The sequence below is a fragment of the Amycolatopsis granulosa genome (assembly GCF_011758745.1).
In the GTDB taxonomy this organism is placed as follows: Bacteria; Actinomycetota; Actinomycetes; order Mycobacteriales; family Pseudonocardiaceae; genus Amycolatopsis_E; species Amycolatopsis_E granulosa.
Window position 1 is genome coordinate 3,617,977 of the sequence record NZ_JAANOV010000001.1, and the last position, 12,184, is coordinate 3,630,160.

At 71.9% G+C, this 12,184-nt stretch carries 15 protein-coding genes; 8 read left to right on the forward strand and 7 right to left on the reverse strand.

Features of this window, described 5'->3' with window-relative positions; all coding sequences use genetic code 11:
* Positions 1 to 23 precede the first annotated feature (23 nt).
* Both FHX45_RS17730 and FHX45_RS17735 read left to right on the forward strand, forming a co-directional pair.
* The gene (locus tag FHX45_RS17730; RefSeq protein ID WP_167102973.1) at positions 24 to 1,148 is read left to right on the forward strand and encodes a 5-methyltetrahydropteroyltriglutamate--homocysteine S-methyltransferase; all 1,125 of its coding nucleotides are present in this window, start codon (positions 24 to 26) and stop codon (positions 1,146 to 1,148) included.
* Between the two features lie 9 nt (positions 1,149 to 1,157).
* Positions 1,158 to 1,934: an IclR family transcriptional regulator gene (locus FHX45_RS17735; protein ID WP_167102976.1), complete on the forward strand. Its 777-nt coding sequence runs from the start codon at positions 1,158 to 1,160 to the stop codon at positions 1,932 to 1,934.
* Positions 1,935 to 1,938: 4 nt separating this feature from the next.
* Here FHX45_RS17735 and FHX45_RS17740 read toward each other — a convergent pair whose 3' ends face one another.
* A complete protein-coding gene (locus tag FHX45_RS17740) occupies positions 1,939 to 2,427 on the reverse strand; it encodes an Rrf2 family transcriptional regulator (protein ID WP_167102979.1) in 489 nt (162 codons plus the stop codon).
* Between the two features lie 58 nt (positions 2,428 to 2,485).
* Here FHX45_RS17740 and FHX45_RS17745 point away from each other — a divergent pair, with 58 nt between their 5' ends.
* The gene (locus tag FHX45_RS17745; RefSeq protein WP_167102982.1) at positions 2,486 to 3,229 is read left to right on the forward strand and encodes an SDR family oxidoreductase; all 744 of its coding nucleotides are present in this window, start codon (positions 2,486 to 2,488) and stop codon (positions 3,227 to 3,229) included.
* An 86-nt stretch (positions 3,230 to 3,315) separates the two neighbouring features.
* Positions 3,316 to 4,497: a 4-hydroxybenzoate 3-monooxygenase gene (locus FHX45_RS17750; protein ID WP_167102985.1), complete on the forward strand. Its 1,182-nt coding sequence runs from the start codon at positions 3,316 to 3,318 to the stop codon at positions 4,495 to 4,497.
* Here the strand turns inward: FHX45_RS17750 and FHX45_RS17755 are convergent.
* Complete coding sequence (locus FHX45_RS17755) at positions 4,473 to 5,282, reverse strand: helix-turn-helix domain-containing protein (RefSeq protein ID WP_243869089.1); 810 nt, start codon at positions 5,280 to 5,282, stop codon at positions 4,473 to 4,475. The genes FHX45_RS17750 and FHX45_RS17755 overlap by 25 nt on opposite strands.
* Positions 5,283 to 5,424: 142 nt before the next feature.
* Here FHX45_RS17755 and FHX45_RS17760 point away from each other — a divergent pair, with 142 nt between their 5' ends.
* Both FHX45_RS17760 and FHX45_RS17765 read left to right on the forward strand, forming a co-directional pair.
* The gene (locus tag FHX45_RS17760; protein WP_167102991.1) at positions 5,425 to 6,024 is read left to right on the forward strand and encodes a short chain dehydrogenase; all 600 of its coding nucleotides are present in this window, start codon (positions 5,425 to 5,427) and stop codon (positions 6,022 to 6,024) included.
* A gap of 9 nt (positions 6,025 to 6,033) precedes the next feature.
* Complete coding sequence (locus FHX45_RS17765) at positions 6,034 to 6,741, forward strand: Clp protease N-terminal domain-containing protein (RefSeq protein ID WP_167102994.1); 708 nt, start codon at positions 6,034 to 6,036, stop codon at positions 6,739 to 6,741.
* Between the two features lie 34 nt (positions 6,742 to 6,775).
* Here FHX45_RS17765 and gndA read toward each other — a convergent pair whose 3' ends face one another.
* Positions 6,776 to 8,215: an NADP-dependent phosphogluconate dehydrogenase gene (gene gndA / locus FHX45_RS17770; RefSeq protein WP_167102997.1), complete on the reverse strand. Its 1,440-nt coding sequence runs from the start codon at positions 8,213 to 8,215 to the stop codon at positions 6,776 to 6,778.
* 207 nt (positions 8,216 to 8,422) lie between these two features.
* Between gndA and FHX45_RS17775 the strand changes: the two genes are divergently transcribed.
* Entirely contained in the window at positions 8,423 to 9,280 is an 858-nt protein-coding gene (locus FHX45_RS17775) for a helix-turn-helix domain-containing protein (RefSeq protein ID WP_167103000.1), read from the forward strand.
* Positions 9,281 to 9,295: 15 nt separating this feature from the next.
* On the opposite strand, the gene FHX45_RS17780 is transcribed toward FHX45_RS17775, so the two are convergent.
* From FHX45_RS17780 to FHX45_RS17790, 3 genes are all read right to left on the reverse strand, one after another.
* Complete coding sequence (locus FHX45_RS17780; RefSeq protein WP_167103003.1) at positions 9,296 to 9,637, reverse strand: MerR family transcriptional regulator; 342 nt, start codon at positions 9,635 to 9,637, stop codon at positions 9,296 to 9,298.
* Between the two features lie 3 nt (positions 9,638 to 9,640).
* Positions 9,641 to 10,387 (reverse strand): SDR family NAD(P)-dependent oxidoreductase, encoded by a 747-nt coding sequence (locus FHX45_RS17785; protein ID WP_208405982.1) that lies wholly within the window; start codon positions 10,385 to 10,387, stop codon positions 9,641 to 9,643.
* A gap of 206 nt (positions 10,388 to 10,593) precedes the next feature.
* A complete protein-coding gene (locus FHX45_RS17790) occupies positions 10,594 to 11,022 on the reverse strand; it encodes a hypothetical protein (RefSeq protein ID WP_167103006.1) in 429 nt (142 codons plus the stop codon).
* Positions 11,023 to 11,236: 214 nt separating this feature from the next.
* On the opposite strand from FHX45_RS17790, the gene FHX45_RS17795 reads away from it, so the two are divergent.
* Positions 11,237 to 11,491 carry a DUF397 domain-containing protein gene (locus tag FHX45_RS17795; protein ID WP_167103009.1) on the forward strand — a complete coding sequence of 85 codons (255 nt, stop codon included), beginning with the start codon at positions 11,237 to 11,239 and terminating at the stop codon, positions 11,489 to 11,491.
* Between the two features lie 98 nt (positions 11,492 to 11,589).
* Here the strand turns inward: FHX45_RS17795 and FHX45_RS17800 are convergent, their stop codons facing one another.
* Entirely contained in the window at positions 11,590 to 12,162 is a 573-nt protein-coding gene (locus tag FHX45_RS17800; protein ID WP_167103012.1) for a hypothetical protein, read from the reverse strand.
* Positions 12,163 to 12,184 lie beyond the last annotated feature (22 nt).

A 12,184-nucleotide genomic window follows, 5' to 3' on the forward strand; every position in this document is an offset into this window, starting at 1 on the left:
GCCGACTGGTCGAAGATCGGGGCATGACTGCGCGCACGACACCGCCGTTCCGCGCCGACCACGTGGGCAGCCTGCTGCGGCCCGCCGAGTTGCACCGGGCCCGCGAGGACTTCGTACGCGGCGCGATCGGCGCCGACGACCTCAAGGCGGTGGAGGACCGGGCGATCCGGGACGTGGTCGCGATGCAGCGGGAGGTCGGGCTGCGGTCGGCCACCGACGGCGAGTTCCGCCGCGCCTCCTGGCACATGGACTTCATCTACCAGCTCGACGGCGTCTCACGCAGCGACGAGAAGCTGCACGTCAAGTTCCACAACGCGGCCGGGGACCTCGAATTCAGCCCGGCCGGGCTGAAGGTCGACGGCAAGGTCGGGCTGAGCCGGACCATCTTCGGCGACCACTTCACCTTCCTCGAGTCCATTGTGGACGACTCGCAGACGCCGAAGCAGACCATCCCGTCGCCGAGCATGATCTACTACCGCGGCGGCAGGCGCGCGGTCTCCGAGGAGGTCTACCCGGACCTGGAGGAGTTCTACGCCGACCTCGCCGCCGCCTACGCCGAGGAAATCGCCGGAATGGCCGAGCTGGGCTGCACCTACCTGCAGCTCGACGACACCAGTCTGGCTTACCTCAACGACCCGGCGCAGCGGCGGCTGGTCGCCGAGATGGGCGGCGACCCGGACCGGCAGCACGTCCGCAACATCAAGACCATGAACGCCGCGCTGGCCGGGCGGCCGGCGGGGCTGACCGTCACCACCCACCTGTGCCGCGGCAACTTCCGCTCCTCCTGGGTCGCCTCCGGTGGCTACGACTTCGTCGCCGACGCGCTGTTCAACGAGCTGGACGTGGACGGCTACTTCCTGGAGTTCGACGACGAACGCTCCGGCGGGTTCGAGCCGCTGCGGTTCGTGCCGAAGGGCAAGCACGTCGTGCTCGGCCTGGTCACCACGAAGCGCGGCGAGCTGGAGCCGGTGGATGTGCTGCGGCGGCGGATCGACGAGGCCGCCCGGTACGTCGACCTCGACCAGCTGTGCCTGTCCGGGCAGTGCGGGTTCTCCTCCACCGAGGAGGGCAACGACCTGACCCAGGACGAGCAGAAGGCGAAGCTGGAGCGGATCGTGGCGACCGCCGAACTGGTCTGGGGCCGTTAACCTGGGCTGATGCGGCACACATCGGCGCAGGCGCCCTCGGTGGTCGATCGCGTGCTCGACGTGCTGGGTGCCTTCACCCCGGACCGGCCGGCGATGACGTTGTCCGAGCTGAGCCGCCGCACCGGGCTGCCGCTGTCCACCACGCACCGGATCGTGGGTGAGCTGGCGCGGCGTGGTGCGCTGGAGCGGCAGGACGACGGGCGGTACCGGATCGGGTTGTGGCTGTGGGAGATCGCCTCGCTGTCCCCGCGCGGCACGGTGCTGCGCGACGCCGCCATGCCGTTCCTGGAGGACCTGTACGAGGCCACGCACGAGAACGTGCAGCTCGCGGTGCTCGACGCGCCGGACGTGGTGTACGTCGAGCGGATCTCCGGGCGCAACGCGGTCAGCATCGTGTCGCGGCCCGGCGGGCGGCTCGCCGCGCACGCGACCGGCGTCGGTCTGGTGCTGCTCGCGCACGCCCCGGCGGAGGTGCAGGAGGCGGTGCTGTCCGCGCCGCTGCGCCAGTACACGCCGAAGACGATCACCTCGGGCGAGGAGCTGCGGCGCGCACTGGCCGACGCGCGGCGCGACGGCTACGTGATCAGCGACCGGCAGGTGGAGATGGTGTCGCTGTCCGTCGCGGCCCCGGTCCACGGGGCGGACGACGCGGTGGTGGCCGCGATCTCGATCGTCATCCCGGCGGCCGGTCCGGATCCCCGCTCGATGGTGCCGGCCGTGCGGGCGGCCGCGCGGGGGATTTCCCGGGCGCTGGGGGCGCCCCGGGTGCTGCGGCAGCCGGGCTGACCGGTCAGCCCCTCCGGGCCGGGGTGATGGCCGCGATCACGCGGCGGGTGTGGTCCGGTGCCGAAGGTGGCAGATCGGCGAGCACGCCGGCCAGGGTCTGTGCCGCGAGCGTGCCGCGCCAGGCTTCGTGGGCCTCGTTCATCCGCGCCGCCAGCAGGCACGTGTTCCGGCAGTCCTCGGGCGGCAGCGCGCCGCGGCCCTGCTGCCGGATCTCGCGGCACTCGTAGGGTGACGAGGCGCCGTCGACCGCCTCGACGATCTGCAGCAGGGTGATCTCCGCCGCGGGGCGGGCGAGCCGGAAACCGCCGCGCGGGCCGGTGGTGGCGGTCAGCACCCCGGCCCTGACCAGGTATTTCAGCTGTTTGGCGAGGTAGGGCGCCGGGAGGTCGAAGTACTCGGCGAGCTGCGCCGTCGACGCGGTGGCGCCGGGTTCGAGCTGCGCCAGGGTGGTGGCGCAGTGCAGGACCCATTCCGTGCTCGAAGGCAGCTTCACATCGACCAGTCTATCCCTGATATTGTGGACCTACATTATCCGCAATATAGGAGACCTCATGCGTATCGCAGTCGCCGGTGCCACCGGCAACATCGGCCACCGCACGGCCGCCGCCCTGGAGCGCAACGGCCACGAGGTGGTGCGGATGAGCCGCGCGCTGGGCGTCGACCTCGCCACCGGTGCCGGGCTGGACGAGGCGTTGCACGGGGTGGCGGTGGTTGTCGACGTCACGAACGGGCCGGTGCTGGGCAGGGACGAGACGGTGGCGTACTTCGGTGACACCACCGCGAGGCTGCTCGCGGCCGAGGAGCGTGCCGGGGTCCGGCACCACGTGCTGCTGTCGATCCTCGGTGTGGACCGTGTCGAGGGCAACGCGCACTACGCGGGCAAGCGCGAACAGGAACGCCTGGTCGCCGGCGGTCCGGTTCCGTGGTCGATCGTGCGGGCCACGCAGTTCCACGACTTCGCCGAGATGGTGGCCGGCTGGAACGAGCGCGACGGAGTCGTGTCCATCGCACCGCTGCTGGTCCAGCCGGTCGCCCCGGCCGACGTGGCGGAGGTCCTCGCCGAGGTCGCGAGCGGCGTCCCGCTGCGCGACCGTCTCGACCTCGCGGGCCCGGAGCCGCAGGACCTGGTGGACATGGCCCGCCGGAGCTACCAGGTACGCGGCCGCGCGGCGAAGTTCGTGCCGACGTGGCGGGGGCAGTTCGGCCCGGAGATGGCGGGGGAGGTGATGCTGGCCGGTGCGGATGCCCGGATCGCGCCGACCACGTTCGACGACTGGCTCGCCCAGCAGCGCTGAGCTTCCACTGGGCAGAAGCGGTGCTGGTCCCCAGCCCGGCCGGCCACCATCCTGGGTGCGGCAACAGCGGAGCGTGGAGGTTCGTGGTGACGCGCACACAGGTCGGGATCATCGGCGCCGGGCCGGCGGGTCTGCTGCTGTCGTACCTGCTGCACGCCGAGGGGGTCGACGCGGTGGTCCTGGAGGCGCGCAGCCGGGCCTACGTGGAGAAGCGGGTGCGCGCCGGGGTGTGCGAGCACCCGACGGTCGAGCTGCTGCGGGAGATCGGCGTCGCGGACCGGCTGGACGCGGAAGGGCTGCCGCACCACGGTTTCGCGCTCCGGTTCGACGGTCAGGACCACCGGATCGCGCTGACCGAGCTGACCGGCAAGTCGATCACCGTGTACGGCCAGCAGGAGATCGTCAAGGACCTGATCGCCGCGCACGAGGCCAAGGGGTATCCGGTCCACTTCGAGGTCTCGGGCGTCGAGCTGCACGACGTGGACACCGATCGGCCGCGCATCACCTACCGCGACGCCGACGGGGCGGCGCGGACCCTGGAGTGCGACGCGATCGCCGGTTGCGACGGCTTCCACGGTGTCAGCAGGCCGCGGATCCCGGCGGATGCGGTCACCACGTTCGACCGCGAGTACCCGTTCGCGTGGCTGGGTGTGCTGGCGCGGACCCCGCCGTCGCACGAGGAGCTGATCTACACCCACCACGAGCGCGGTTTCGCCCTGCACAGCATGCGCTCGCCGGAGATCACCCGGCTCTACCTGCAGGTGCCCAGCGACGAGAAGATCGAGAACTGGCCGGACGACCGGATCTGGTCCGAACTGGACGTCCGCCTCACCACGAACGCACACGACTTCGTGTTGCGCGAGGGGCCGATCCTGGACAAGGGCATCACGCCGATGCGCAGTTTCGTCACCGAGCCCATGCGGTACGGTCGGCTCTTCCTCGCCGGGGATGCCGCGCACATCGTCCCGCCCACCGGTGCCAAGGGCATGAACCTCGCGGTCGCCGACGTCCGGGTGCTGTCCCGGGCGCTGGTGGAGTTGTTGCGCCACGGGCGGTCCGAGCTGGCCGAGTCCTATTCGGACACCTGCCTGCGGCGCGTGTGGCGGGCCGAGCACTTCTCCTGGTACATGACGTCGATGCTGCACGTGGACCCGTCGGCGGATGCTTTCGCCCGGCGGCTCCAGCTGTCGCAACTGCGCTACACGGCGAGCTCCCGCGCGGCCGCGACCAGCATCGCGGAGAACTACGTGGGCCTGCCGTTCGCCTGACGCGGCGGCGCGAGCAGCCCCAGAGCGGCTTCCGAGGGCGATCCGGGTTCGGCGGTGAACACCGCGATCCGCTGCCCCTCGTCGGTCAGGGCGAGGAGTTCGTCGGTCAGCGTCAGCCGGCCGGCGACGGGATGGCGGTACTCCCGGGAGTGCGAGGCGCAACCCCGGACCGAGTGCTGCGCCCACAGCCGGGCGAACTCCGCGCTCTTCATGGCCAGCTCGCCGATCAGCGCGGCCAGCCGGCTGTCGTCCGGGTAGCGCCCGGCGATCATCCGCAGGTCGGCCACCGTGTCGCGGGCCTTGTCCGGCCAGGCGGTGAACAGCTCCCGCAACCGCGGGTCCAGGAAGAACATGCGTGTCCAGTTCGGACGGTCCGCGGTCCGCTCCGGCGCACCGAAGTCGAGGTGCCGGGCCAGCAGGGCGTGCGCCATCCGGTTCCAGGCCAGGATGTCGGTGCGCCGCCCGAGTACGAGCGCGGGCACGTCCCGGAAGGACTCGATCATCACGCGGACCTCGGACCGGAGTTGCTCGCGCGGCGCCGGCCGTCGCGGGCGTCGTCCGGGGCGGGCGAGGGTGAGCAGGTGGGTGCGCTCGTCCTCGTCCAGGCGCAGGACACGGGCCAGTGCCTCCAGGACCGCGTCCGACGCGTTCCGGCTCTGCCCCTGTTCGAGCCGCGTGTAGTAGGCGGCGCTGACCCCGGCCAGTTGGGCGAGTTCCTCTCGCCGCAGGCCGGGAACCCGCCGCCGCTCGCCGTGGCTCGGCAGGCCGGCTTCGTCGGGCTGCAAGCGCGCTCGCCGGGACCTCAGGAACTCACCCAACTCCACCTCACCGAGTATCGCCGATCTCCCGGTGGGCAGCCTGACCCTGTCGTTGGTAGGAACAGCAGGTGCCTGGACCGGGGGTGGCACTCCGGACAGGCTGGAGCTCGTGAAGATCATCGTGATCGGTGCGCACGGCACCATCGGCAGCGCTGTCGTCCGCTCGCTGGAACCGCGGCACGAGGTCGTCCGCGCCGCGCGGCGCGGGCCGGTGCGGGTGGACCTGGCCGACCCGTCCGCCATCGATCGCCTGTTCACCGCGGTGCCCGGGGTCGGCGCGGTGGTGTGCTGCGCGGCCAGTGGTGGGATGACACCGCTGCTGAGCGGTGCCGACGAGGAGTTCACCGCCGGGCTGGACGGGAAGCTGCTGGGGCAGGTGCACCTGGTGCGGCGGGCCGTGCACCACGTCCGCGACGGCGGGTCGATCACCTTGACCAGTGGCCGGTTCGCCGCGCCGGTTCCCGGCAGTTCGTGGGGCCACCTCGTCAACGCCGGGCTGGAGGCGTTCGTCCGGGCGGCCGCGATCGAGATGCCACGCGGGATCCGCCTCAACGTCGTCAGCCCGGGCTGGGTGGCGGGAACGCCGTCGGCGCCGGACGACGCAATCCCCGTCGCCGAGGTTGCGCGTGCCTATCTGGAGCTCATCGAGGGTTCCGCCCACGGCGAAATCGTCAACCCGAAGTTGACGAACGGCGAATCGTCAACCTAGGGTTGACGCATGACCAGTTCCGTGAAACTCGACGACCTGATCCAGGCCGTCAACCGGCAGCACCCCGACTCCGATGCCCTGCAGCACCTCACCGATGCCGTGCTGCTCGCCGAGCACCTCGGCGACCTCGCCGACCACCTGATCGGCCACTTCGTCGACCAGGCGCGCCGCAGCGGCGCGTCCTGGACCGACATCGGCGCCAGCATGGGCGTGTCCAAGCAGGCCGCGCAGAAACGGTTCGTGCCCAAGGACTTCTCGAGTGCGGAGGCGTTCACCCGCTTCACCGAACGCGCGCGGCGGGCGATCGTGACCGCCGAGAAAATCGCGCGGGACACCGGCGGCGAGCAGATCGACACCGGCCACCTCCTGATCGGCGTGGCCGGCGAACGGGACGGCCTCGCGGCGAGGGCACTGGAAGAACTCGGCGCGACGCCGGAGACCGTGGGCGAGCGGGTCCGCGCGACCCTCCCGCCTCCCGTCGGTGAGCTGCCCGCCCACATCCCGTTCGGCCCGCGCGCCCGCAAGGTGATCGAACTGACCGTGCGGGAAGCGTTGCGGCTGGGGCACGACTACGTCGGCACCGAGCACATCCTGCTGGCCCTGCTCGACCAGGCCGAGGGACCGGCCTTCGACGTGCTCACCGAACTCGGCATCACCAAGGACGCCGTCGACGGGGAGATCCGCGCGATGCTGCGGACCGTGTTCCCGGACGCGTGACGGACGCCCGCGGGGGCGCCCGTCACGCCGCCGGTCAGGCCCCGGCCTCCGGGCGGCCGTCGTCGGCCCAGCGGGTGTGGAACGAGCCCTCCCGGTCGACCCTGCGGTAGGTGTGCGCGCCGAAGAAGTCGCGCTGTCCCTGCACCAGGGCGGCCGGGAGCCGCTCGGCACGCAGGCCGTCGTAGTAGGCCAGGGCGGTCGAGAAGCCCGGCGTCGGGATGCCCAGCCGCACCGCGGTGGAGATCACCGAACGCCACGACTCCTGCGCGTCCTCCACGGCCTTGCGGAAGTCGCCCGCGGTGAGCAGCGTGGGCAGTCCCGGCTCGTCGGCGTAGGCGGCGCGGATGTCGTCCAGGAACTTGGCCCGGATGATGCAGCCGCCGCGCCAGATCGCGGCCAGCGCACCCAGGTCGATGTCCCAGCCGTACTCGGCGCCACCGGCCTGGATCTGGTTGAAGCCCTGGGCGTAGGCGACGATCTTCGACGCGTACAGCGCGCGCTCCACGTCGTCGGCGAACGTCTCCGCCGCCGCGCCGGTCAGCGGCGCGCGGGCCGGGCCGGGCAGGCCGCGGCTGGCCTTGCGCAGGTCCGCGCTGCCGGACAGCGACCGCGCGAACACCGCCTCCGCGATCCCGCTGATCGGCACCCCGAGGTCCAGTCCGATCTGGACGGTCCAGCGGCCGGTGCCCTTCTGCTCGGCCTGGTCGGCGACGACGTCCACGAACGGCCTGCCGGTCGCGGCGTCGACGTGCGCCAGCACCTCGGCGGTGATCTCGATCAGGTACGAGTCGAGGCGCCCGGTGTTCCACGTCCGGAACACCTCCGCGATCTGCGCCGGCTCGTAGCCCAGCGCGCCGCGCAGCAGGTCGAAGGACTCGGCGATCAGCTGCATGTCGGCGTACTCGATGCCGTTGTGCACCATCTTCACGAAGTGCCCGGCGCCGTCGGGGCCGACGTGCGTGCAGCACGGGTCGCCGTCGACCTTCGCCGAGATGCTCTCGAACAGCGGCCCCAGCGACTCGTACGACTCCGGGGACCCGCCCGGCATGATGCTCGGCCCGTGCAGCGCGCCCTCCTCGCCGCCGGAGACGCCGGTGCCGACGAAGTGCAGCCCGCGCTCGCGCAGGGCCGCCTCGCGCCGCCGGGTGTCGGCGAAGTGCGCGTTGCCCGCGTCGACGATCACGTCGCCCTTGTCCAGCAGCGGGGCGAACTCCTCGATCACCGCGTCCGTCGGGGCGCCGGCCTTGACCATGATCACCAGCTGGCGCGGCCGTTCGAGCGCGTCCACGAACTCCTGGGCGGAGTAGGTGGGGATGAAGTCGCCTTCGTCGCCGAACTGCTCCACCAGCTCGCGGGTGCGCTGGTCGGAACGGTTGTGCAGGGCGACGGTGTGCCCGTGCCGCGCCAGGTTGCGCGCCAGGTTCCGGCCCATGACGGCCAGGCCCGTGACGCCGATGCTCGCCTTCTTGCTCATGCGCAGCCTTCCCTCTCTAAGCTCTTCCCGCACCCTAGCGCGGTGCGGTGTTCTCCCTGGTGAACGCGTGGGTAACTAGCGTTCGTCCCGGTTTCCTGTCATGCTGCTCACGGTCACTGCCGCGTTACGGTGCGGCATGGAGTACGGTCGGTGGGTTCGAACCAGGGGCGAGGTGCCGTGGAGCGGGTGAGGGCGCGGAAATAGGCCATGGCTAGCACCGTTACTTCCCGTCGCAAACAACTCGGCAACGAGCTCCGGCACGCGCGGCTGGCCGCGAAGATGACCCAGCAGCAGGTCGCCGAGGTGCTCGGGTGCACCCAGGGCAAGGTCAACAAGATCGAGTCCGGTGCGGTGGGCGTCAAGCTCGGTGACGTGCGCACCATGCTGGAGACGTTCGGCGTCAACGGGGACGAGTCGGAGGCGCTGCTGCGTCTCGCCCGTGCGGCGGCCGGTAACCGTGGCGCCTGGTCCGGCTACCGGTCGGTGGTGCCGCACTGGTTCCGCACGTTCACCGACCTCGAGCCGGCCGCCGTGGAGATCATGACCTGGCACGGCGAGCGCATCCCCGGTCCGTTGCAGTCCGAGCACTACATGCTCAAGCAGTTCACCGAGTTCGGCGCCACCGACGTCACCTCGCTGGTGCGCAACCGGCTGGACCGCAAGGCCGTGTTCGACCAGCCGCAGCCGCCGTACTACCGGTTCATCATCAGCGAAGCCGCGCTGCACCGCGCACCCGGCGGCCAGGCGCCGGCGGTGATGCTGGACCAGATCGAGCACCTGCTGGATCTGGACCGGCGCCAGCGGGTGTACATCCACGTGCTGCCCTTCGGCGCCCGGCTGGCCGCGGTGCCGAACGACTTCACGATCATGCGATTCCCGGAGCGCACCCGCGACTTCGTCTACGTCGAACACGCGGCGGGCGGCGTGTACCTGGACGAGCAGAAGGACTTCCAGCTGTTCGTCGACGCGTGGGACCGCCTGCGCGGCGCGGCACTGGAACGCCAGGAGACCCGCGAGTTCCTCGAGGCGATGGCGGAGCAGTACCGCGCCGCGATGGGCGCCTGAGCCGGCCGGTGCGTCTCAGTCCCCCAGCGCGGCGGTGAGCCGGGCGCGGACGACGTCGAGCGCGGCGATCTTGTCCTCGACCGCGGCGAGGCGCCGGGCGACGACCCGCGCGCTGGCCGGGCAGATCGGGCCGCCGGTGATTTCCTCGTCGAGGCAGCCGAGCAGCGCCCGGACGTCGTCGGCGGTCAGGCCCGTGGAGAGCAGCAGCCGGATGTTGCGCACCCGGCCGACCATCCGCTCGTCGTAGTCGCGGTAGCCGTTCGGCGTGCGCCGGGGCCGGAGCAGGCGCTGCTGCTCGTAGTACCGCAGGGCGCGGGTGGTGGTCCCGGCTCTGGCCGCCAGTTCGCCGATCAGCACGCCTCAGCCTCCCGCGCTCAGCCCGCCGTCCACGCGGACGACCGTACCGGTCAGGTAACCGGCTTCCGGTCGTGCCACGGTCACGATCCACCACGCCATCTCCTCCGGCTGCGCGGTACGCCGGAGCGGGATGCGGGCTCTCGTGGCGGAGATCCAGTCGTCCGGCAGCCCCGCGTGATCCAGCACCGGGGTGGTGGTGATGCCGGGCGCCAGGGAGACGACGCGGATCCCGCGCTCCGCGAGCTCCACGGCCCACGTCCGGGTGAGGAAGTCCAGGGCCACCTTGGTGGACCCGTAGATCGAGTTGTCCCGCCAGCCGTAGTGCGGCGGGTTGGACGAGACGTTGACGACGACCGCCCCCTCCCCGAGGTGCGGCAGGGCCTGCTGGGTGAGGAACACCGGGCCGAGCAGGTTCGTGGTGATCTGCTGCCCGGCGACGTCCCGGTCGATCGCGCCGAGCGCGGCCGGGCGGGTGATGGCCGCGTTGTTGACCAGCACATCGAGGCGGCCGAACTCCTCGAGCGCCCTGGTGACGATCGCCGCCGGGCCGTCCGGGCTGCCGAGGTCGGCCGCGAGGGTGCGGATGCCGGGGTGCGTGGCGGCGGTCCCGGCCAGTGGCTCCGCCCGGCGGCCGACCACGAGGACGTCGGCGCCTTCGCCGGCGAACAGCCGGGCGGTGGCCCGGCCGATGCCGGTGCCGCCTCCGGTGACGATCACGGCGCGGCCGTGCCATCCGTTGGTTGACTCCATGCCGCGACGCTAAGGCTTGACCCTGGCGTCAACGTCAAGCCCGGCTCAGCCCCGCGGGTGGGAGAGGGCCAGTTCGGCGTTGTGCCGCCACGCGTGCCAGTGCCGTCGGAACGAGCGCGGCAGCAGTGTCCACCGGCGACGGACGGGAGGGGCCACGGCGGGTTCGGTGCGCTCGGCTGTGGTCGAGCCGGTCAGGATCCGGACGGTCATCCTCGTCCGCCGTCCAGCCGCGCCACGGGGCGCCCGGCCGCGGCCTTCGCGAGGCAGCGCTCGCAGGGCATCCCGGAGCCGAGCGCCAGCCATTCGATCCCGGGCAGCGCGAGACGGGTACCGCACCGGGCCGTGATCGCGCCGTGCAGGACCATGCCCGGCTCGAGCGGGAACAGGTGCGCGCACCGGCGGGACTCCCGTTCGGTGCCGGGCGCCGGGCGGCCGATCACGGTCACCGGACCCGGCCAGTCCTCGCGCAGGTACCACACCGCGGCGGCATCGGCGTCTTCGGCGAGCCAGTCGAGCATGCGGGAAAGCGCTTCCGCCGGGGTCTCCGCCCGGACCGCGGTGTCCCGGCCGTTGACCTTGCCGACGACCATGAACGGGGCCGGCGCGGACCGGTCCGCCACCTCTGCTGCGAGCACCGTCGAACCTCCCCAGTGCGTTGCCGGTGCGGCGGGCGCTGTTTCATGATCAACCCCGCCCGGCAGGAATAATCCTAGTCCTGGAATAATCCCAGTGTCGAGTGATCAACAACGGTTCACCCGACCGGACCCAGGGGGATCCGACGAACGGACCAGGGCACGCCACGGTGCGCGACGCGGCCGGGCGGCTCCACACGCACGGAGGTAGGCACTGATGCCGGAACAGCCACGAACGGTGCAGTACGACCCGCGCACGGCGGCGCGCCTGTTCGACGAGTCGAAGTGGCAGAAGTCCTTCGCCAGCGAGCCCAACGGCGGCAACTGCGTCGAGGTGAACCTCGCCGCGCCCGGCCTCGTCGGGGTGCGCGACACCAAGCTGGCGGCCAGCCCGGTCTTCGTCTTCGACGCGGGCGAGTGGGCGGCCTTCCTGGAAGGGGTCAAGGCCGGCCAGTTCGACCTGCACGCCTGACCACGATTATCCCGAGTTCGTGTGTTATCCACCACATCGCGCCGAGAGTGGTGAACGGCGCTTCCTGGCCGCCCGGCGGCCCGGAAGCGCCGGGGTGGTCAGCCGCGGAACCGGCCGCCGCCCGGGAACCCGCCCTGACCTGGTGCGAAGCCGCCCGGCTGCCCGTCGGCGAAGCCCGCCCCGTCGGTGATCGTCGTCGCGGCGGCGGTGTCGCCGGAGACGGTTGCCAGGACGGTGACCGTCGCGCCGGTGGCCACCTGGCCGGTCTTCTCCGTGGACGAGCCGATGGTGTAGGTCTGCGTGTAGTCGTCCGCACTCCGGACGGTGATCGAGGTGGCGCTCAGCGCCGTCACGTTTCCGCTCTGGAACCGCTCCAGCGCGTACCCGCCGTTCGCGGCGACCGTGAAGTCCCCGTGCAACGCGCCGCGCAGGAGCGACGGCGCGGCCCCCAACTGCTGCCCCGCCCGGCCGCCGCCCGGGAAGCCACCGCGGCTCTGCTGGTTCGCCTCCGAGGAGGTGCCCGCCCAGATCGCCACCCCGCCGAGCGCGACGATGACCACCGCCACGGCGGCGGCGATCGCGGTCTTGCGGCCGGACCACCTGGGCGCGGGCGGCTGCGGGTCGCCCCACGCGGCGGCGGGTACCTCGGTGGTCGTCGGCTCCGTGCTCATCGTGTCCCTCTCGCATCGCCGG

What these genes read in the sequence shown, in the direction of transcription:
- FHX45_RS17795 (WP_167103009.1), top strand. Translation starts at nt 11,237, where the DNA reads ATGCCGGAACAGCCACGAACGGTGCAGTACGACCCGCGCACGGCGGCG.
- FHX45_RS17735 (WP_167102976.1), top strand. Translation starts at nt 1,158, where the DNA reads ATGCGGCACACATCGGCGCAGGCGCCCTCGGTGGTCGATCGCGTGCTC.
- FHX45_RS17730 (WP_167102973.1), top strand. Translation starts at nt 24, where the DNA reads ATGACTGCGCGCACGACACCGCCGTTCCGCGCCGACCACGTGGGCAGC.
- FHX45_RS17775 (WP_167103000.1), top strand. Translation starts at nt 8,423, where the DNA reads ATGGCTAGCACCGTTACTTCCCGTCGCAAACAACTCGGCAACGAGCTC.
- FHX45_RS17745 (WP_167102982.1), top strand. Translation starts at nt 2,486, where the DNA reads ATGCGTATCGCAGTCGCCGGTGCCACCGGCAACATCGGCCACCGCACG.
- FHX45_RS17800 (WP_167103012.1), bottom strand. Translation starts at nt 12,162, where the DNA reads ATGAGCACGGAGCCGACGACCACCGAGGTACCCGCCGCCGCGTGGGGC.
- gndA (WP_167102997.1), bottom strand. Translation starts at nt 8,215, where the DNA reads ATGAGCAAGAAGGCGAGCATCGGCGTCACGGGCCTGGCCGTCATGGGC.
- FHX45_RS17765 (WP_167102994.1), top strand. Translation starts at nt 6,034, where the DNA reads ATGACCAGTTCCGTGAAACTCGACGACCTGATCCAGGCCGTCAACCGG.
- FHX45_RS17785 (WP_208405982.1), bottom strand. Translation starts at nt 10,387, where the DNA reads ATGGAGTCAACCAACGGATGGCACGGCCGCGCCGTGATCGTCACCGGA.